This window comes from Anaerosporobacter faecicola (genome assembly GCF_012070565.1).
GTDB lineage: Bacteria > Bacillota > Clostridia > Lachnospirales > Lachnospiraceae > Anaerosporobacter > Anaerosporobacter faecicola.
Genome location: NZ_JAAQRO010000010.1, coordinates 60637 through 82869, shown reverse-complemented (window position 1 = coordinate 82869; position 22233 = coordinate 60637). Strand labels below are relative to the sequence as shown.

Sequence of the window (22233 nt, the reverse complement as noted above, 5' to 3'; positions counted from 1 at the left end):
ATAGAATCTAGGGAGGCAGACAGCATGAGAAAAACAAAAATTATCTGTACAATGGGACCATCGACAGATCAACCAGACATAATGGAAGCATTAGTTCGGGAAGGAATGAATGTAGCAAGGTTTAATTTCTCACATGGTGATTACGAAGAGCATGGTGGGAGAATGGAACGTCTACGTAGAATAAGGAAAGAACAAGGAAAACCAGTAGCAATGCTATTGGATACAAAAGGACCAGAGATACGATTAAAGGATTTTGAAGAAAAGAAAGTATTTCTTCAAACTGGTCAAACATTTCGACTTTATCAGGAAGATAAAGTAGGTACTAGTGAAGGTGTTAGTATCACATACAAGGATTTGTATAAGGATATTCAAATTGGTTCTCATATCTTGTTTGATGATGGATTGATTGAGACACAAGTTATTGGTCTTGATGGTAAAGATATTATATGTAAAATAATGAATGATGGCTATATATCAAGTAAAAAAGGTGTAAATGTTCCAGATGAACATCTTTCCATGCCATATTTAAGCAAGAAGGATCGGGAGGATATCTTATATGGTATTAAGCAGCAAGTTGATTTTATTGCCGCTTCCTTTGTTCGTTCAGCTGAAGATATCAATCAGATACGTACATTGCTTGCAGAAAACCAGGGAGAAAAGATCAATATCATAGCCAAGATTGAAAATCAAGAAGGTGTTGAAAATATTGACGATATCATTCAAGTTTCTGATGGAATCATGATTGCTAGAGGAGATATGGGTGTTGAGATTCCTCTAGAAGAAGTGCCAGTAATTCAGAAGATGATCATTCGTAAAGTGTATGAATCAGGTAAACAAGTTATTACAGCAACACAGATGTTGGATTCAATGATGAAGAATCCTAGACCAACAAGGGCAGAGACTACCGATGTAGCTAATGCAATCTATGATGGGACCAGTGCAATTATGTTGTCTGGAGAAACAGCTGCAGGTAGTTATCCCGTTGAAGCTTTGCAAACCATGATTCGTATTGCATTGAAAACGGAATCAGATATTGATTTTAGAAAACGATTCTTTAATAAGAATCGAAAAGCAAATCCGGATATTACGGATGCAATTTGTCATGCAACTTGTACGACCGCATTGGATTTGAATGCCAAAGCAATTGTAACTGTAACCAAATCGGGACGTTCTGCTCGTATGATTTCAAGATATCGTCCATCTTGCAATATAATCGGTTGTACAACGGAAGAACGGGTATGCCGTCAGTTGAACCTGTCTTGGGGAATTGAACCAGTATTATTACAAGAAAAGAGTGAAGTATTTGAATTATTTGATTATGCAATCTCAACGACAAAGCAACAAGGATATCTATCAAATGGGGATGTAATTGTTATCACTTCAGGTGTACCAATTGGAAAATCTGGTACAACGAATATGATAAAGGTTGAAGTTGTATAAGAATTAGAATTTTTAGAATTTGTTCTAGCTATTCTAGCTAAAAGTATAATTTTTGAATTTTCTGTGCGGATATTAAAATAAAATAAAAGGGCATCTGCTTAATGACCCAGCAGATGTCCTTTATTTGTTCTATAATAGGAGAGTCGGAGGACTTTCCTATATAGAAACCCTTCGGGGGATGTGCACTCGCACATAAGGTAGATGTCAGTTAAAGCTGACTGTGCGAAGTACACTTTGTTCTTATGCGTTATATTCGTCTTCTTTCATACGATAACCGATACCAACTTCAGTATAGATATAGATGGGCTCGGCTGGATTCTTTTCTAGTTTTCTTCGAATGTTTGCCATATTAACACGAAGAATCTTATTATCTGTATCGGTGTATGGTCCCCAAACATAAGTCATAAGAGAAGAGTGGGTGACTACTTTTCCTGAGTTCTGAGCCAAATAAGATACAATCTTATATTCAACTGGTGTAAGATGAATCTCTTGTCCATTAATCAACACTTGACGTTTGCTGAAATCAATGTGTAAATCACCATATTGATAAGGTCGTTTATAGAGTGGAGAATCATTGAGCAAACGGTTACTGTGTCGAAGAGAAGTTCGGATTCTGGCAATTAACTCATTGGTGCCAAATGGCTTAGTGATATAGTCGTCTGCGCCAAGTTCCAAGGCTTCCACTTTTTCGTATTCTTGCGTTCGAGCTGAAACAACAACGATTGGGTTACTAGACCAAGTACGTACACTTTTAATAATCTCTGTTCCGTTCATATCAGGTAAACCAAGATCTAGTAAGATAATATCAGGGCATTGGGAATTAATAATATCGAGCCCTTGCTGTCCAGTATAGGCCAATAAAACTCGATATGAATGATTTTGTAAGGTGTTCTTAATAAAACTAGCTATGTTTTCCTCATCTTCTATAATTAAGACTGTGAATTTAGCATTCATGTTATTCCTCCTTTGGTAATGTAAATACAAATTCGAGTCCAGGGTTACAATTAACCGCATAAATTGTTCCTTTATGAGCTTCAATGATCGTTTTACATATAGATAAGCCAATACCCATTCCACGGTGCCCATCTACATTCTGCGTAGTTGAAGTAGCCTTACCATCAAAAACGGTGGATAGTTTTTTTTCTGGCAAACCAATTCCATAATCACGAACATGGAAAGAAACACATTCGGCTTCATTTGTAATATATAATTTAGTTGGCTGCTTACTATGAGAATGAAACCAAGCATTCTCTAGCAGATTCATGATTACTTGTTCTACAAGTAAAGGATCCATGGGAACCATAATAAACTCGTCTGGTATGTTTACTACGAGCTTTGCTTCAGGTTGTCGTTTCTTAAACCGTTCAATGGCTTCTGCAAGAACTTCTTCTACAGCCTCTTCCGTTTTTTTGACCTTCGTTTCTGTATCTTGGATACGTGTAACAGAGAGTAAATTCTCTACCATATGCAATAACCAGGTAGAATCATCGTATATGTGTTGTAATAAAATCGTACGTTCTTCTTCTGAAAGTGAAGTACTTTCGAGATAGGTAGCGGAAGTTCCAATAATACTTGTTAGCGGCGTTCTTAAATCATGAGAGATTGCTCGTAACAAATTGGCCCGCATTTTTTCTTTATCTGCCTTTTGAAGCATTTCTTCCCGTTCCGCCAAAAGTCTTGCTTGAATACGTAGATGAGAAGTGGCAGCACTGGTTGTTAATGCAATCGCTAACATTATTATAAATGAAATTGGATATCCGGTAATCGTGAAGTTAACACGAAAATAAGGATACGTAAAAAAACAATTTACCATGATAACATAGATTAGAGAAGAGCAGATCCCATATAGATAACCATTGGTGTATCGAGCTGTTAAGATCAAAGCTAATATGTAGAGTAATATGATATTAGATGATTGTTTTCCTGTTAAAAAGAAAAACAGAAAAGCAACAAGCGTAGATACAATCATTAGTATAATGGTATATGTTAGATCATTCATCTTATGACGTAATTTCAATAAAAAACCAAATAATGTTTGCATGTGTATGTTTGTTTTGAATTTTAGCATAGTATTTCCTCCTGTAAATCAGGCACGTAAAATCTGTTTCCTCGATAGAAATAACATATGCGATAATCCATTAATAGTTGATTCCTGTTAAGCTTTATATGTTGCTATAGAATTGGAGCTAAAATGTACAACATATCGGCATGTTACGTATAAATAGATCTACAAAAATCAATAGCACGAATTTGTAAGGGATTCAAATTCGTGCTACGTGTGTAGAGAGGCTTACGTTTCTAAGATTTGAAGGACTCATCATTAGGACCGTAAAACAATTGTTTGGCTAGCAATACCAATTTCAATTGTTGAAAGTATCATAGCAAAAATAATTTCTCTTGAAAACAGATTTTAGGCTTCCTTAACGTTATTTTAACATATTTTAAAACAAGAAAATAGTATAAAATTATACGAACAGATATTCGATAAAAATGCGTAATTACTTGCTTTTCGTACGGGTAGCCAGTATAATAATTTAATATAGGACAAGAGAATAGGAAGGAATTGAAGAATGATATCGTTTATCAAAGGTGAATTGGATAGTATATATGAAGATGGAATAGTTGTTGCATGTAATGGTATAGGATATGATATTAAAGTACCTTTGTCTGTAATGAATGAATTGCCTTCTACCGGAGAAGAGGTAAAGATCTATACATATCTGTATGTGAGAGAGGATATTCTTGCTTTGTATGGCTTTTTATCCAGAGATGATTTACAGGTATTTAAATTATTAATTACAGTAAATGGGATTGGTCCAAAAGGTGCATTAGGTATCCTTTCAACAATCACACCAGATGATCTTCGATTTGCAGTTTTGGCAGATGATGCAAAAGCAATCGCCAAAGCACCAGGAATTGGAGCAAAAACAGCAAGTAAACTAATCTTAGAGTTAAAGGATAAATTAAAATTAGAAGATGCATTTGAACAGAAGTTATCCAAAACTTCCGTGGAAGGAAAAGAAGCATCCACAGAAACGAATGCAAAGAATGAGGCTATTCAAGCGTTGGTTGCATTGGGATACAGTAATACAGAAGCACTAAAAGCAGTAAGAGGAATCGATATAACCCCAGAAATGGACACAGAAGATATCCTTAAACTTAGTTTGAAGAAGATTTCCTTTTTGTAGGAATGGGAAATATGCTAAAAACGGAAAAAAAGCTTAATGTTAGCGGAAAAAAGTCGGAGGAAGATCATGGAGAAACGAATCATTTCAACTGAGTTGATGGAAGAAGATTATAAGATTGAGAATAGTCTGCGTCCAAAACTATTAAAGGATTATATTGGTCAGCAAAAAGCAAAGGATAATCTGAAAATCTATATTGAAGCAGCAAAACAGAGAAAAGAAGCACTGGATCATGTATTATTCTATGGTCCACCTGGATTAGGTAAGACTACATTAGCGGGAATCATTGCGAACGAAATGGATGTCAATTTGAAAGTAACGTCTGGCCCAGCAATTGAAAAACCAGGTGAAATGGCTGCTATACTGAATAATTTGCAAGAAGGGGATCTTTTGTTCGTAGATGAGATTCATCGTTTGAACCGTCAAGTTGAGGAAGTCTTATATCCTGCAATGGAGGATTTTGCAATTGATATTGTAATTGGAAAAGGTGCTTCTGCACGCTCCATACGATTAGATCTCCCCAAATTCACCCTTGTTGGAGCAACGACGAGAGCCGGAATGTTGACAGCGCCTTTGCGAGATCGTTTTGGAGTCGTTAATCGTCTGGAATTCTATACGAATGAAGAACTGAAAGCGATAATTTTACGATCAGCAGGTGTCTTTAAAGTTGAAATTGATGAAGAAGGTGCAATGGAGATGGCAAGACGTTCCCGCGGAACGCCTCGTTTAGCAAACCGATTATTAAAGAGGGTAAGAGATTTTGCTCAGGTTAAGTATGACGGTAAGATTACGAAGGAAGTAGCCAATTTTGCGTTGGATTTACTTGAAGTAGACAAATTAGGATTGGATCATATAGACAGAGAGATTCTATATACAATGATGGATAAGTTTGCAGGAGGCCCTGTTGGATTAGATACCATTGCGGCTGCAATTGGAGAAGACTCTGGTACAATCGAGGATGTCTATGAGCCATATCTAATCCAAAATGGTTTGATCATGCGTACCCCAAGGGGACGAATGGTAACGGATTTATGCTATAAACACTTTGGATTAGAGCAAAAACAGAAATAACTTGTCATTTTAGGAAGAAACAACTATAATTAGAGTGTATTATGATTAAAGTGTCAAATGTATTTTGTCGCTCTTGATACTTCGTATTGTTAAACACGGTGTGCTATAGCAATACAAGAACATTCGGGATTCGCCCTATAAGGGCATTTTCTCATGTTTCGTGGGCTTTAAAGTATGACCTTTTATCTGTTGTATCTTCATAATACATTGTAAATGACACGGTTATGTGTTTAGAATATCTAAGGGGCGAATGGAATGAATACGATGAATGATGTAGAAGTTATTATTAATAATAAGAGATACACATTAAGTGGTTATGAAAGCGGAGATTATCTACAGAAGATAGCCTCTTATATTAATACAAAGTATACGGAATTCAAGCTGATGGATAGTTATAATAAACTTGATGTAGATATGCGTAACATTTTAATGCAGATTAATATTGCAGATGATTATTTTAAAGCGATAAGCCAGGTTCAAGAAATGAATGAAGAAGCCGATATGAAGGGAAATGAATTATTTGACCTTAAACATGAAGTAATTGCTGCAAAAACAAAATTAGAATCAGTACAAAAAGATTATGAAAAATTGCAAAATGAATACAATGAAGCGCAAAAGACGATAATTAAGTTACAGACAGAATTAGAAGACAAGAACAAAAAGTAATCTGTTATTAGTAAAGTTTTATGAGAGTAACGTTTAATTGGTAAAGATTAGGTGAATGTAAAGATGTATGTGAAGCTATATGTAAGAATGTATAATCATGTACATGAAGCAGAATACACAGAGCAATTGAAGAATTTCATATGGATAAGGAAAGCGCACGAAAGAAGCAAGTTGTGGAAAGTAAGTTGACACATTTTGCCTTTTGTGTGCTTTCCTTTATTACTTCAAAAGAGAAAGGTTCTTTGAGACTTTGGCTAGATTAGAACGATTAGAGAGATTAGAAAGGATTGACACATGAGAGATATTGAGATACTTGCACCAGCAGGATCGTATGAAGGCTTAAAAGCAGCAGTAACAGCTTCTTGTGATGCGGTTTATATAGGAGGAAGTTTATTCGGTGCAAGGGCATATGCGAATAACCTGACAGAGGAACAGATGATGGAGGCTATTGATTATGCACATGTCCATAATAAGGCGTTATATCTTACTGTGAATACCTTATTAAAAGAAGAAGAATTGAAAAATCAACTGTATCAGTATATGGTAAAGTTTTATGAACAAGGTTTGGATGCGGCCATTGTACAGGATTATGGTGTGTTACATTTTCTACATGCTAATTTTCCCGATCTGCCATTACATGCAAGTACACAGATGACATTGACTGGGGCAGCTGGTGCCAATGTATTAAAAGATTATGGAGTGACCAGATTAGTTACATCGAGAGAATTAAGCTTAGAAGAAATCCGCACCATACGAGAGAATACAGACTTGGAAATTGAGTCATTTGTGCACGGAGCACTATGCTATTGCTATTCAGGACAATGTCTCATGAGTAGTATGATTGGTGGAAGAAGTGGAAATCGTGGGCGTTGTGCTCAACCCTGTAGAATGCCATATGATTTGTATATAGGTGGAGAAAAACTGACAAAAGGAAAAGAGAATTACCTCTTAAGTCCTAAGGATATGTGTACTTTATCTATAATTCCAGATTTGGTGGAGTGTGGAATCGATTCTTTTAAGATTGAAGGAAGAATGAAGCGACCAGAATATACAGCACTCGCAGCACATTTATATAGAAAATACGTGGATCTTTATCAAAAGTTTGGGAAAAAGGAATACCAATCTTATATAGAACGCCATATGGATGAATTAGAACGAGATCAAAAGGATTTAATGGATCTCTACAATCGTGGCAATTTCACGAAAGGGTATTATGTAAATCACAATGGGAAAGACATGATGTCTTTAACTAGACCGAATCATAGCGGTGTTCTTGTGGGAGAAGTAGTGAATATAAAAGGAAATAATGCAGGTATTCAATTGATAGAAGATGTACATGCACAAGACCTATTAGAGATACGAAAGAGTAATACCATAGCAAAAGCGAGAGAAAGTTATGAATTCACGCTAAAGGATGGAGCTTCTCGTGGGAGTGTCATTCGAACGAACTTTTTTGCAAAATCACCAATTTTTGTAGGACAACAAGTATATCGAATCAAAAACCAGCAATTGCTTGATTCCATACAGGAAAATTATATGGAGAAGCAGAGAAAAGAGCCGATCAGGGCAAGGTTCTTAGCAAGAAAAGATGAACCGATGCGATTGCTCTTTGCATATACAGACCGTAAAAAAAGCTATGAAATTATGGTTGAAGGAGAAATTCCAATGGTTGCACAGAAGCAAAGTGCAACGAAAGACCAAGTAATCAAACAATTGTCAAAACTTAATACGACTTCTTTTTGTATTACTTCTTTTGAAATTGATTTAGAAGATGGTTTGTTTATACCAAATGGTCAGCTAAATGAATTGCGAAGAGAAGCGGTTCAAACACTGACAGAAAAAGTTTGGGGTGCATATCGAAGAGAAAAGCAAAATAACAAGATTCAGTTCGCAGAAATAAATGTACAGAATAGAAAGCAAAGGAAAGAAAATTCATATGGTATGCCTGGTATTTGTGTACATCTCGAAGATACACGTTTATTAGGAGCTGTTTTGGCATATGATGAGATTGAAGCTGTTTATCTTAATTGTGATGAAATTAGTAAATCAGAATTCATACGTAGTGCACAGATGATTCATAACAAAAATATTCTTTGCTATCTTGTACTTCCAGCTATATTCCGAGAAGAGACAAAGGATAAGTTTAAGGATTATTTTACAGAAGATCTTATAGAAAAGATTGATGGTGTAATAATCAAGAACTTAGAGGAACTTGCATACATGAAACAAATTCAAGAAAAGGTTAAATTTACACGTTCGTTTGACCTAGTACTCGATTCTAACTTATATACACTTAATGAAGAATCAAAAGCATTTTTCCATGAGCAAGGGGTAACCCATTTTACTTCTTCCTTGGAGCTGACGTATAAAGAATTATCGGAACTTGATCTCTCGGAATCAGATATGATCGTGTATGGACATATTACCCTCATGGTATCAGCGCAATGCTTACGAAATAGCACCATTGGTTGCGTGAAACATACACAAGGGCTGAGAAAACAAGAGCAGGAAAATCCATATTACGAAATGCGTGATACGAAACAAAACCGATTCTATGTTCGTAGACATTGCAGATATTGCTATAATACCATCTACAATGGGTCTGCTTTATATTTGCTAAGCCAGATGGAAGAGATTAAAAAATTAAAACCGAAACGAGTACGGATAGATTTTACAATGGAGACTGCTGAACAGGTGAGAGAAATTCTATCCTTGTGTATAAAACAGAATTCTGATGGGAAATCAAATAATAGAAAATCCATTGATAATGAAAAAAACAGAGAAGGTTCCTTTACCAAAGGGCACTTTAATCGGGGAATTGAATAGGTGGTCACATGGAGAATTTAGTAATTGAATTAGCAAGATACATCATCATTATCTTATTAACAATCTATACGTTGTACTGTTTTACCGTATTTCGCAGTAGTGATAGGAAGAGACAGGCAAAGAAATTTAATAAGCAGATCGCATTGCTATATGTAATTCATTTTATATGCTATTTAGTTTTGTTTTTGGAGACGAAGAATATGCAATTGCTCATCTTGTATATGTTTCAGATCGCATTTTTTGCAATTGTATTATCGGTGTATAAGGTTGTCTATCGGAATTTATCGCGCTTGGTACTGAATAACATGTTGATGCTTTTGATGTTCAGCTTTGTCATGTTAACGAGGTTGTCTATATCCTTGGCGATTAAGCAATTTATAATTGCAAGTGTTTCCCTCATGGTTTGTTTGATTGTGCCATTGATCATTGATAAAGCAAAGCAATTGGAAAATCTGGGACTTCTATATGCTGTAGTAGGTATTGGTCTATTGCTTGTAGTATTGGTCTTTGGTCGAACGCAGTATGGTGCAACAAACTGGCTGTATTTTGGAGGAGTGGGGGTACAACCATCAGAATTTGTAAAGATACTGTATGTATTCTTTATTGCCTCTTTGCTATCAAGAAATTATGATTTCCGTCAGATTATGAAAGTATCCGTTTTGGCTGGAGCGCATGTAATCTTACTGGTATTGGAAAAAGACCTTGGAGGTGCTTTGATTTTTTTTATTACGTATCTGATGATGATTTATGTAGCTTCCCACAATCCGTTGTATCTATTTGCTGGGCTAGGTGGTGGAAGTGTTGCTGCTGCAGTTGCATATAAACTATTCAGTCATGTTCGTGTACGTGTTATGGCATGGAAGGATCCATGGGGGCATATTGATAAGGAAGGGTACCAAATTACACAGTCATTATTTGCAATTGGTACAGGTGGCTGGTTTGGATTAGGACTGGGAAAAGGGTTACCTAGCAGTATTCCTGTTGTTGAAAGTGATTTTGTCTTTTCTGCTATTTCAGAAGAATTTGGTGGAATCGTCGCTTTTTGTATCGTTCTTATTTGCTTAAGCTGTTTTATTATGTTTATTAATATTGCAATGAAGATGAAACGTAATTTTTATAAATTAACTGCACTGGGATTAGGGATTGTATATGGATTTCAAATATTCCTTACCATTGGTGGGGTGACCAAATTCATACCTAGTACGGGTGTAACGTTACCATTGATCAGTTATGGAGGTAGTTCTGTGTTAAGTACCATCATAATCTTCTGCATCATACAAGGACTGTATGTTCGAAACAAATGATGCTATAGTGAATTTGATAAACGAGGTTGATAAGAGTGATTGGTTCAGGAAAAAAGAAGCAGAATAAAAAGATAAGTGCGAATGATAAAAGGAAAAGCACACGAGCTTATTCCACAGATGGTTTTATGGATGAGGATTACAGTAGTTATCTGAAGAAATCTTTGGAAGATGAAGGAATCTTTTCATCAGAAGAAAATGGGGAAGCGAACACAACGCAAGGAAGGCAAAGCCAGAAACGGTATACTTCCAACAAACAAAATCAAAAGAGACAAAATCGGAAAGAACAGAATGTAGCAAAGCAGGATAATAGAAATGTAAAGGTGTCTGTACGAAAGATGCAAACGACAGAAGAACCACAACCGATGGAAAGAAAACGTGGTGCAAATCGGGAAATTCTTGTTGTAACGTATATCTTTATTGGTCTTTTTGTTTTATTATTGGCGAATTATACGCATTTTCTCTTTGCAGACAGCAAAACAGTGATTAATAATACCTATAATAAAAGACAGGATTTGTTGGCAGAACGTGTCATACGAGGACAGATTCTTGGAAAGAATGGAGAAGTACTTGCACAGACAGTCGAAGATGATGAAGGGAATAGCAAACGGGTATATCCATACAAAGATTTATTCGTCCATGTAGTTGGTCGCTTTGATAAGGGAAAGACGGGAATAGAGTTATCCGAAAACTTCAATTTGCTTACTTCCAACGCAAATCCGATTGAAAAAATTGTTAATGAACTGTCGGAAAAGAAAAATGTAGGGGATAATATTGTAACAACTTTAGATGTGGAGTTACAAAAAGTTGCTTATAATGCCCTTGGTAACCATAAAGGTGCTGTTGTTGTAATGGAACCAAGTACAGGAAAAATATTAGCAATGGTTTCTAAACCAGACTATGACCCCAATCGGGTTACGTCTATATGGGAAGATTTGATTGAAGATAGTGAGAAAAATTCCGCTTTGATAAATCGTGCAACCCAAGGATTATACCCACCAGGATCAACATTTAAGATTGTAACCGCTTTGGAGTATATGCGGGAGAATGAAAAATATAAGAAATTTGAATACACATGTGATGGAAGCATAACCATCAACGATATGAAGATCAAATGCTATAATAACAAGGTGCATGGTCATCTTGATCTTAAAACAGCATTCGCAAAATCCTGTAATGCAACATTTGCATCAATTGGAACGAAACTTAGTAAAACAGCTTGGTTAAACACGTGTGATTCTCTATTGTTTAATATGGATTTACCGTTACCATTTCCGTACAAAAAGAGTTCCTATACCTTGGACACCTCTTCAAGTGATCAATTAGTTGCTCAAACGGCAATCGGACAAGGAAATACATTGATTACACCAATTCACAATGCGTTACTTGTTAGTGCAATAGCAAATGGAGGCACGTTAATGAAGCCATATGTGGTTGACCATATTGAGAATTATGTGGGAGATGTGGTTAGTAAGAATATGCCTTCCACTTACGGAAGTCTTATGTCTTCTAAAGAAGCAGATGTATTAGCAGATATGATGATTGATGTTGTGAATAATGGAACTGCTTACAAACTTTCTGGTAAGAAATATCAGGCTGCAGGGAAAACGGGATCTGCAGAATTTGATTCTGGAAGTTCATCCCATGCCTGGTTTGTTGGTTTTGCTCCAGCGGATAATCCAGAAATAGCGGTAAGCATCATTGTAGAAGGTGCAGGAACTGGTAGTGATTATGCAGTTCCAATTGCAAAGAAGATAATGGACACATATTTCAGTAGATAATATAGAAAAGGATGTTCATTGGTAATATTCAACAGAGTATTTATTACTTAAGAGGCGAATAGCAACAAGATTCGTAATTAGTAACAAGATTCTCTTCATGTTTTGGTTGAAAATCACAAAAAAAAGAGGTATACTATTTCTAGGACAAGACACACCATAGTACAGGAGGAATTGCGATGATAGAAGCAACGAGCTGTGGCGGTGTGGTTATATTCAGAGGAAAGATCTTATTACTGTATAAAAACTATAAAAACAAGTATGAAGGTTGGGTTTTACCAAAAGGTACGGTAGAGGAAGGCGAAGAGTACAAGGAAACAGCAATCCGTGAGGTAAAAGAGGAGACCGGAGTCGATACGAACATAATCAAGTATGTAGGAAAAAGTCAATATACATTTAACACTCCAACGGACATGGTTTCGAAGGATGTACATTGGTATTTGATGATGTCCGATAGTTATTATAGTAAACCACAACGTGAAGAGTATTTTATGGATTCAGGATATTACAAATTTCATGAAGCATATCATTTACTGAAGTTTTCCAATGAAAAGCAGATTTTAGAGAAAGCATATAATGAATATGTCGATTTGAAAAAGAGTAATTTATGGGGAAATAAAAAATATTTCTAAGTAAACAACCTGAGAATTTGGCAGCTAATGGTTAAGAATTTATTCCATTCGTGCTTCTTTCTTAGGTTGTTTCATTTATTTTTTAAGATAAAGGAAGATCGTATTGTTAATACGAGGAATAATGAATAATACGTATAGTTTTCCTTAATCTGTTAATCCTTTTATTATATAGATGTTCCTACATGGAGTCTATAATTATCATGATAAAGAGGAATGACGGGTGTTAGAAAAAGTAGATTTGAATAAGAGAATAGATAAAAAAGATAAAAAAGATAAAAAAGAAGCAAAAGAGAGACAGGAACAATTATCTTCCCGTCTTTCCTATCTACAACGGGTATGCAAAGAAGAAGGAATACCAATTACAATTCTATTTGAAGGATTTGGTGCCTCTGGGAAAGGAACAATGATCAATCAGCTGATTCAGGCACTTGATCCCAGAGGATTTCAAGTATATTCCATACAACGACCAACGAAAGAAGAGAAACAAAGACCATATCTGTGTCGTTTTTTTAGCAAATTACCAGCGAAAGGTAGGATAGCGATCTTTGATCGAAGTTGGTATCGTAGGGTTTTAAATGATCGTATTGATCAGATTGCTACAAAAGAAGAAATCGAATGTGCATTTGATGACATTGTACATTTTGAACAATTACTGACAGATGATGGAATGGTTCTGATAAAGTTCTTTTTATATATCACAAAAGAGGAACAAAAGAAGAGATTTCACAAGTTACAAGCCCGAAAAGAAACGAGATGGCGTGTTAAAAAAAGAGATATTAGACAAAATCAACACTATGAAAAATATTTAAAGATGAATAATGAGATGCTTGAAAATACAGATACACAGAATGCACCTTGGACCATTGTTGAAGCGATGGATTTTCATTATGCAAAATGCAAAATCATGAAAACAGTAGTGGCAAGATTGGAAGAAGAATTACTCGCGCATAAAGAGAGTGCAAAAGAGTTACATCATGTAACACGAATGGGAAATCAGTTAGAAACTCCTATCGTATGCGTGAATCAGACGGAACTCATCGATGATATTAAAACCCCAGTTTTAGCTGGAATTGATTTGACAAAGAAATTGTCGAAAGAAGAATATAAGTGCAGAATAAAACAGTTAGAATGTAAATTGTCGCTTCTGCATAACGAGATGAGGTCGAAAAAAGTACCGGTGATTCTTGCCTTTGAGGGCTGGGATGCTGCTGGGAAAGGTGGTGCCATCAAACGGGTTACAAAATATCTGGATCCACGGGGATATAAAGTGATTCCGATCAGTGCACCAAACGATGTAGAGAAGGCACATCATTACCTGTGGAGGTTTTATCAAACATTTCCAAAAGAAGGCCATATGGCAATCTACGATCGCACATGGTATGGTAGAGTGCTTGTAGAACGAGTGGAAGGATTTTGTACGAAGGCGGAATGGAAGCGGGCGTACCACGAGATCAATGAGATGGAGGAGCATCTGCGTAATTTTGGTGCAGAGATCATAAAGTTCTGGATGCACATTGATAAAGATGAGCAGGAAAAACGATTCCTGGATAGACAACAGAATCCTGCAAAATCATGGAAGATTACAGAAGAAGATTGGAGAAATCGAGAACGATGGGATGATTACGTAGAAGCTGTGGATGAGATGTTAGTGAAGACATCAACTACGTATGCACCATGGACCGTAATCGAAGGGAATTCAAAACGATATGCAAGAGTAAAAGTATTAGAGACAATCATTCACGCGTTAGAAAAGCGGTTAACTTGAGAGGAGGAATAGATATGGGGATTCAAGGAAATGAAGAAGATATTATTAAAATCGAGGATCTGTCCATGCGATTTAATCAACATAATCTTTTTGATCATACGAATATAACCATAAAAAGAGGAAAAACCATAGCATTTCTTGGAGCTAATGGGACAGGTAAAAGTACGTTATTAAAAATTATTGCAGGTATACAAAAACCAACAAAGGGATCGGTTAAGTATGAGAAAAATATTCAAATGAATTATGTTCCTGATCGATTTCCAAAACTAAATATTACCATCGAAGAACTGCTTTGTGAACTGGCAGTTCTTGATGGAATTGATGAAGAGGCTAGTAAGAAACGAAGAGAATACTATTATACAAGGTTTCATATGAAGGATATGACTCGTACACCACTAAAATATTTATCAAAAGGTTCGTTGCAGAAAGTTTCCGTTATACAGGCTTTGATGGGGAAATCCGATTTGCTATTAATGGATGAACCATTATCAGGACAAGATCTTGGATCGCAACAATTTTTTATGGAAGAGATAAAGAAACGAAAACAAGAGGGGATAACCATTCTACTTGCATGTCATGAACCATTCTTTGTAAGTGAGTTAGCAGATCAGGTTTATGAGATTAATAATGGCATATGGAGAGAAAAGAAAAGTAGTATATTAAATTATACCAATTGTGTAATGATTGAAATTATCGGTGCATGTGAAGAATTACAAAAAATTTGGAAATTGGAAGGTTTGGCAATAGAAGTACATAAAGAAAGCAACCAAACTAGGATAATCTGTAAAAAAGAGCAATCGCAGAAAATCTTATTGCAATTAATAAAAGAGGGATTGACCATCCTAGATTATCATGCTTTTGGAAGAGAGGAGGATTATCACTATGTTACGAGCTTGTATGAGACTGGGAAATAAAAATTACTTGAAATCAAATCGAATTATTTTACCGTTAATTGCTTACTTTGCTTTTTTTGGAATCGCATATAGTGTTGGACCACAAAAAGTACTTCCCTCTTTGGTTGTTCAAGCAATCTATCTATTCGTTTTAATGACCGTAATTAGTGTCTCCTATTGTGATTCAGAAGATGAAGTGTTAGAACAAATTATGCTTATGAAAGTAGGACCTACGAGACGATCCTATCTTTACATAAGTAAGATTTTCGTTTTAACAAGAATTATAGTGGTATTCTCTCTCATTAGCACAATCTATCCATTTTTTAGATATTATTTCGGCTTTTCGGGCTTGTTTGATCGTGCACCTGTATTCAATGATGCGATTCTTGGATTATTATTGAATGTTATCTTTTCGTTATTGGGTATGTTTGTTGGTCTTATACTTAATTCTACCATATTACCAGATCGAAAATTTCAGATATGCATTCTTGTTATCGTAACAATACTTGCAATTGTACAAGGACAAGTAATTGAAGATTTTCCTGCATTTCGCATCATTAGTTTCCTTTTGCCGCCAATTAGTTCTGTGGCGAAGCAGGTGAATAAGCAGGAGTATGTATCAATTTCTGCATTTTGGGGATTGGGAAAAGGTGTTGTGTATTGTTGCAGTTATGCAGCATGCTATTTATTACTGATGTGTAAACCATGGAGGCTATATGCTATAACAAGTACTAATAAAAAAGATAAGTAACTTTCATGATTCTATTAAAATTAGATTATGTAGTTGCGTTTAAAGGAAATGGGGGGTTAGGGGAACGTTAGGAAATGGATTTGACACTTGAAAAAACCAAAGGAATCGAGTACAATATATCGTTGAGTAAAGAGATGTTAAACATATATTCTTTTGGAGGTGCATATGAAACATTTAATTAGTCCCCTTGACTTATCGGTTACTGAACTTGAGGAGATCTTGACATTGGCTGAGAAGATTATCGCTGAGCCGAAGAGATACTCCAATGTTTGCAATGGTAAAAAAATCGCGACGTTATTTTATGAACCAAGTACACGAACACGACTTAGTTTCGAAGCTGCAATGATGAATCTAGGTGGTGGTGTACTTGGTTTTTCTTCTGCCGATTCGAGCTCGGCTGCAAAGGGTGAAAGTGTAGCAGATACAATCCGAGTAATCTCTAGCTATGCAGATATCTGTGCAATGCGTCATCCGAAGGAAGGTGCACCACTGGTGGCAGCCCAGTATTCCAAAATTCCTGTGATCAATGCAGGTGATGGAGGCCATAACCACCCAACACAGACATTAACAGATCTATTAACGATCAAAAATCTGAAAGGTCGCCTTGATAATATTACAGTTGGCTTTTGCGGGGATCTTAAGTTTGGTAGAACGGTACATTCTTTGATTAATGCATTGGTACGGTATCCAGGTGTCAAATTCGTGTTGATCTCCCCAGATGAGTTGCGTGTTCCTGATTATCTACGTAAAGAAGTGATTGAAGAGAACCATATTCCGTATAAGGAAGTTAAAGTCTTGGAAAATGTAATGCCAGAGTTAGATATACTATACATGACTAGAGTACAAAAAGAACGCTTCTTTAATGAAGAAGATTATATTCGATTAAAAGATAGTTTTATACTAGATGCAAAAAAGATGGAACTGGCAAAAGAGGATATGTTAGTCATGCACCCATTACCTCGAGTTAATGAGATTTCTACAGAAGTAGATAATGATTCTAGAGCAGTTTATTTTAAACAAGCAGAGTATGGTGTATATGTTCGTATGGCTTTGATCATGAAATTGTTGGAGGTGTCAGGATGCTAAATATCGGAGGATTAACAACAGGTATCGTAATTGATCATATTAAGGCAGGCGTGGCAATGGATATCTATTCCTATCTAAATCTAGAAAAAATGGACTGTAGTGTTGCAATAATTAAGAATGCCAAGAGTAACAAGATGGGAAAGAAAGATATCATTAAGATTGAGGGAAATGTTGATATCGATTTGGACATGTTAGGTGTATTGGATCATAACATTACCGTCAATATTATAGAAAACGGTTCTATAATTGAAAAGAAAAACTTGCAATTACCAGAAAAAGTGGTTAATATAATTAAATGTAAGAACCCAAGATGTATTACTTCAATCGAACAAGAACTACCACACGCATTTAAATTAACGAACAAAGATAAAGGAATTTATCGATGTGTCTATTGTGAGCAGTCCTTTAAAGAACAAAAATAAGTTAGATTTTGTAGCAAATATGTAAGACAAGGAGGTCCTCTTATAGGGGGACCTTTTACATTTATTTAAATTACGAGTCACTTTATTGTATCTCCACATAAAATGATTGAACGAAAGAAAAAAAAGTCTAATTACGGAAGAATACGCATAGGATTCGAATATACAACAGAGAAAGGAACTGTATCGTATGAAAAAATTAATCCTTGTAACTTCGCCACCAGCATGTGGAAAAACATTTATCTCAAAGCAATTAGCGAAAACATTAAAGCATATTGTTTATCTTGATAAAGATACGCTAATTCCTTTGTCAAAACAGGTTTTTATTGCTGCAAATCAAGAAATCAATCGTAGCTCAGATTTCTTTGAAACGTATGTTAGAAATGTTGAATATACGGTCGTTATTGATCTTGCATTAGAGGCACTAGAGTATGAAGACCTGGTATTGATTAATGCACCATTTACCCGTGAAATCCATGATCTACAGTATATGCAAAATTTTAAAAAACAAGTAAATGATAATGGAGCAGAATTAGTTGTCGTTTGGGTAGACACAGACGTAGAGGTTTGCCATCAAAGAATGATTGATCGAGCTTCGGATCGAGATACATGGAAATTAGAACATTGGGATGAGTACATAGCAACTAGAGATTATAATTTACCTGAAGTTTTACAGCAAGAAGGATCAACTGATCATTTATTGATCTTCCATAACTCTAGTGATGAAGAATTTGCAGAATCTATGAAAGCAATGGAAGAAGAATTACTAAAATAATGAAACATGTAAAAGGTGAAGAATGTAGGGTGGGAACGAACTGCATTTTCACAAAGAAAAAACAATCTTTATGAAAGAATGTGTGTAAGAACTGACGAGTAATGTCAGTATCTTAACACGGTATTCATAAAAGATTGTTTTTTTATATTTTAGCGTTATGAGAGTACGAAGTACTCATTAATTATTTCTTGAAGACTCATTTGAATTCGTCGAATTTTTATCAGCTTTTTTTGCTTTTTCGTCTTTAACTTCATAATTTTCTGTGCCTGGTAATTCATAACAGACAACAGCAGTACCTTTTGAGATATTCTCGTAAATCTTCTTTGCAACTTTTGGTGGTAGATTGATACAGCCGTGAGAGCCATTTTTCAAGAAGATATCTTTTCCAAAGTCATCTCTCCAATTAGCGTCGTGTAAACCAATACTTCCGTTGAATGGCATCCAGTATTTCACGGGTGTTTCATAATCTTCGCCTACAAGTGTTGCATCACGTTCTTTGTATGTGATGCTATACGTACCTACAGGAGTTGCATGTCCTTTGGCTACATTACCTGAAACAAAATCAGACTCGACAATCAATTCGCCATCTTTGTAGTAGAAGAGATGTTGTGCGCTAAGATTAATTTCAACATACGTATTGCCAACATCATCACTACCGTATTGCTGCGCTGTTTGATAATAGTTCGGTTTCTTTTCTCCTTGGGTACCAGCATAGATGGCTTCAATAATCTCTTGTCGCTCCAAACCACGATTAAGCCACCAGCCATAATCACCACCTACAACTTTGATCGTCTTATCATAACTTGTTTTGAACTTCCGTTTTCGACCAAAGGAATTATAGTTTTTACCAATATAATCTACATATTCTTTTACTTTATCTTCATCTAAGATTACTTGATCATCTTCAATTGATAACCAAGTATGTATTAGGGAACCATCAAGAACTTCTGTTACGTCACCAAAATGATATGTCAAAACGGTGCTCGTATATTTATTCAAAATCTCAGATAAAGTTTTAAGTTTCTTATCATCTTTTGTAATGAGTGGTTTTACGTAACAGTCCAAATCATCAAGGACGATTCGATCGTTAAAATTCGATACCGATTCAATAATATGAGCCGTTGTTTCTTCTTGTTTCAACGTGCTTCCTTGGGTTTCTTCTACAATTAAATAACCTTCCTCCGTATAATCTGAGATATGAGCATCTGTTGGTGCAACAGCGATAGAAGGATTAAATGCGTTTAATGATGCAATTTTATCTCTTAGTTTTGCTTCATCGAAGGTTATCATCGAAGAAAATTCATGTTCCGATTTTTTGGAAAGAGAAGACAACCATTGATAAGGATTTTGCTCATCCATTAGGTCTTCAAGACTTGTTCCAAAGGAAATGGAAAAATCAATGTCTGTTCCATTGATGGTTTCTTCTATATCATCACGTTCTTCAATCGTGAGTACATAATGATCGGCTTCGTATTTGAGAAGTTTCATTGCTTCATCGATTGTTTTGTTGGAACAATCGATTCCGTTAATCATGGTATTCTTCCAATAATGGTTACTATAATATCTTACAGCTAAGAAATAACCGCCTGCTAGAATGACAACTAGAGCAAGAAGACTTCCAATTAGTAGTTTTTTGATTAAGGAACTACGTTTTTTTGTTATTCTACTATTCATAAGCTTCCTCCATATATAAATATATACACTGATTAAAGCGCCAATATTCCTTATGACCCTTATATCATACACTAATGATAACACACAAGCTTAAAAGTGCAAGTAAAGTTACAAAAATAATATGGGAAAATTAAAGGAATAAGGGAAGAATATGGATAGATTATGTATAGGAAGGAAATGTTGTTTGTATGAGACAACAAGTAATGAAAAAAGAATTGACAAATGAGGAGTCCTAGTATATTATGAAAATAGAAATGTGCACGTGCACATTTTAAACAATAAGTACAAATGATACAAGAGAAAAAAGTATATAAACCCTCCAGTGGATGCGCACTCGCACATTCTTGGTACTTTTGAACTTGGCAATCATAAAATCTAAGTTGAAATTAATTAAAGGAAGGAAAGGAGCCATGCGTGCCCGACTCGCAAATAGGTATGGGCAATTCGTTTGAAACGATAGCATGGGGTGAGAATGATGAAGAATATTCCAGAAATCAAGTTAGGTATCGTAGCAGTAAGTAGAGATTGTTTTCCAATGTCTTTATCTGAAAGTAGAAGAGAAGAAGTTGTTAAAGCTTACACGAACAAATACGGCGAAATTTTCGAATGTAAGACTACAATTGAAAATGAAGTAGATATGCGTAAAGCCTTAAAAGAAGTAAATGAAGCAGGATGTAATGCTTTAGTAATCTATCTTGGAAACTTTGGTCCAGAATCATCTGAGACGTTATTAGCAAAAGAGTTCAATGGACCAGTAATGTTCGTAGCTGCAGCAGAAGAAAGAGGAGATAGCTTATTAGATGGACGTGGTGATGCATATTGTGGTATGCTTAACGCAAGCTATAACTTAAAACTTCGTAATATTAAAGCTTACATACCAGAATACCCTGTAGGAACACCAAGTGAAGTTGCTGATATGATGGCAGATTTCCTTCCAATTGCTAGAACAATCAATGGTTTAAACAACTTAAAGATCATTTCTTTTGGACCACGTCCACAAGATTTCTTAGCATGTAATGCACCAATCAAACAACTTTATAATCTTGGTGTTGAGATTCAAGAAAATTCTGAATTGGATCTTTATGCAGCATTTAATGAACATGCAGGAGATCCTAGAATTGCAGATGTAGTAAAAGATATGGAAAAAGAACTTGGTGATGGAAACAAGATGCCAGGTATCCTTCCTAAACTTGCACAATATGAAATCACCTTATTAGACTGGATGGAAGCAAATAAGGGTTCAAGAGACTATGTTGTATTTGCAAATAAATGTTGGCCATCTTTCCAAACACAATTTGGTTTCGTACCATGTTATGTTAACAGCCGTTTAACAGCACAAGGTATTCCAGTTTCTTGTGAAGTTGATATCTACGGTGCATTAAGCGAATATATTGGAACATGTATCAGTCAAGACGCAGTTACATTACTTGATATTAATAACTCTGTTCCAGCTGATATGTATGAATCAGAAATAAAAGGAAACTATGAATATACATTAAAAGATACATTTATGGGATTCCATTGTGGTAATACTCCATCTTGCAAATTATCTTTCTGCTCTATGAAGAACCAAAAGATCATGGCAAGAAGCTTAGAACCAAATCAAGAGCCAAATATCACTCGTGGTACATTAGAGGGAGATATCATGCCAGGTAATATCACATTCTTCCGTTTGCAAAGTACTTCCGATGCTTTATTAAAAGCCTATGTTGCGGAAGGTGAAGTGTTACCAGTAGCTACACGTTCTTTCGGAGCCATTGGTGTATTTGCAATTCCTGAGATGGGAAGATTCTACCGTCATGTATTAGTAGAAAAGAACTATCCTCATCATGGAGCAGTTGCATTTGGACATTACGGAAAAGCAATCTTCGAAGTATTCAAATACTTAGGAGTAGAAGATATTGGATTTAACCAACCAAAAGGAATGCTATATAAAACAGAAAATCCATTTGCATAGAAATGGAAAAACGA

18 protein-coding genes are annotated in these 22233 nt (G+C 35.6%); 15 read left to right on the top strand and 3 right to left on the bottom strand.

Annotation, left to right across the window (positions count from 1 at the left end; all coding sequences use genetic code 11):
- The first annotated feature begins 24 nt into the window (after positions 1-24).
- Positions 25-1440, top strand: a complete 1416-nt coding sequence (gene pyk, locus HBB17_RS06740) for a pyruvate kinase (RefSeq protein WP_167956719.1) — start codon at positions 25-27, stop codon at positions 1438-1440.
- 240 nt (positions 1441-1680) lie between these two features.
- On the opposite strand, the gene HBB17_RS06735 is transcribed toward pyk, so the two are convergent.
- Positions 1681-2394 carry a response regulator gene (locus tag HBB17_RS06735; protein WP_167956718.1) on the bottom strand — a complete coding sequence of 238 codons (714 nt, stop codon included), beginning with the start codon at positions 2392-2394 and terminating at the stop codon, positions 1681-1683.
- Position 2395: 1 nt separating this feature from the next.
- Positions 2396-3508, bottom strand: coding sequence for a sensor histidine kinase (locus tag HBB17_RS06730; protein ID WP_238483691.1), 1113 nt, complete (start codon positions 3506-3508; stop codon positions 2396-2398).
- A 502-nt stretch (positions 3509-4010) separates the two neighbouring features.
- On the opposite strand from HBB17_RS06730, the gene ruvA reads away from it, so the two are divergent.
- From ruvA to HBB17_RS06665, 13 genes are all read left to right on the top strand, one after another.
- Positions 4011-4628 (top strand): Holliday junction branch migration protein RuvA, encoded by a 618-nt coding sequence (gene ruvA, locus HBB17_RS06725; protein ID WP_167956717.1) that lies wholly within the window; start codon positions 4011-4013, stop codon positions 4626-4628.
- A gap of 66 nt (positions 4629-4694) precedes the next feature.
- A complete protein-coding gene (ruvB, locus tag HBB17_RS06720) occupies positions 4695-5696 on the top strand; it encodes a Holliday junction branch migration DNA helicase RuvB (protein WP_167956716.1) in 1002 nt (333 codons plus the stop codon).
- Between the two features lie 255 nt (positions 5697-5951).
- The gene (gene zapA, locus HBB17_RS06715) at positions 5952-6362 is read left to right on the top strand and encodes a cell division protein ZapA (RefSeq protein ID WP_167956715.1); all 411 of its coding nucleotides are present in this window, start codon (positions 5952-5954) and stop codon (positions 6360-6362) included.
- 294 nt (positions 6363-6656) lie between these two features.
- Positions 6657-9188, top strand: coding sequence for a U32 family peptidase (locus tag HBB17_RS06710; RefSeq protein ID WP_167956714.1), 2532 nt, complete (start codon positions 6657-6659; stop codon positions 9186-9188).
- Positions 9189-9196: 8 nt separating this feature from the next.
- The gene (locus HBB17_RS06705; RefSeq protein ID WP_167956713.1) at positions 9197-10492 is read left to right on the top strand and encodes an FtsW/RodA/SpoVE family cell cycle protein; all 1296 of its coding nucleotides are present in this window, start codon (positions 9197-9199) and stop codon (positions 10490-10492) included.
- Between the two features lie 35 nt (positions 10493-10527).
- On the top strand, positions 10528-12270 hold the full coding sequence (locus HBB17_RS06700) for a peptidoglycan D,D-transpeptidase FtsI family protein (protein ID WP_330588173.1): 1743 nt from the start codon (positions 10528-10530) through the stop codon (positions 12268-12270).
- A gap of 176 nt (positions 12271-12446) precedes the next feature.
- Entirely contained in the window at positions 12447-12899 is a 453-nt protein-coding gene (locus HBB17_RS06695) for an NUDIX hydrolase (RefSeq protein ID WP_167956712.1), read from the top strand.
- A gap of 220 nt (positions 12900-13119) precedes the next feature.
- Positions 13120-14664: a phosphate--AMP phosphotransferase gene (locus HBB17_RS06690; protein ID WP_167956711.1), complete on the top strand. Its 1545-nt coding sequence runs from the start codon at positions 13120-13122 to the stop codon at positions 14662-14664.
- A gap of 14 nt (positions 14665-14678) precedes the next feature.
- Entirely contained in the window at positions 14679-15578 is a 900-nt protein-coding gene (locus tag HBB17_RS06685) for an ATP-binding cassette domain-containing protein (protein ID WP_167956710.1), read from the top strand.
- Positions 15547-16308: a hypothetical protein gene (locus HBB17_RS06680; protein WP_167956709.1), complete on the top strand. Its 762-nt coding sequence runs from the start codon at positions 15547-15549 to the stop codon at positions 16306-16308. Before HBB17_RS06685 ends, HBB17_RS06680 begins: the two co-directional genes overlap by 32 nt.
- Positions 16309-16473: 165 nt before the next feature.
- Positions 16474-17394, top strand: coding sequence for an aspartate carbamoyltransferase (pyrB, locus tag HBB17_RS06675; protein WP_167956708.1), 921 nt, complete (start codon positions 16474-16476; stop codon positions 17392-17394).
- Positions 17388-17816, top strand: coding sequence for an aspartate carbamoyltransferase regulatory subunit (locus HBB17_RS06670; protein WP_167956707.1), 429 nt, complete (start codon positions 17388-17390; stop codon positions 17814-17816). Before pyrB ends, HBB17_RS06670 begins: the two co-directional genes overlap by 7 nt.
- A 187-nt stretch (positions 17817-18003) precedes the next feature.
- Positions 18004-18588: an AAA family ATPase gene (locus tag HBB17_RS06665; RefSeq protein ID WP_167956706.1), complete on the top strand. Its 585-nt coding sequence runs from the start codon at positions 18004-18006 to the stop codon at positions 18586-18588.
- 177 nt (positions 18589-18765) lie between these two features.
- On the opposite strand, the gene HBB17_RS06660 is transcribed toward HBB17_RS06665, so the two are convergent.
- On the bottom strand, positions 18766-20262 hold the full coding sequence (locus HBB17_RS06660; RefSeq protein ID WP_167956705.1) for a L,D-transpeptidase family protein: 1497 nt from the start codon (positions 20260-20262) through the stop codon (positions 18766-18768).
- A gap of 475 nt (positions 20263-20737) precedes the next feature.
- Between HBB17_RS06660 and HBB17_RS06655 the strand changes: the two genes are divergently transcribed.
- Positions 20738-22219 carry an L-fucose/L-arabinose isomerase family protein gene (locus tag HBB17_RS06655; RefSeq protein WP_167956801.1) on the top strand — a complete coding sequence of 494 codons (1482 nt, stop codon included), beginning with the start codon at positions 20738-20740 and terminating at the stop codon, positions 22217-22219.
- Positions 22220-22233 lie beyond the last annotated feature (14 nt).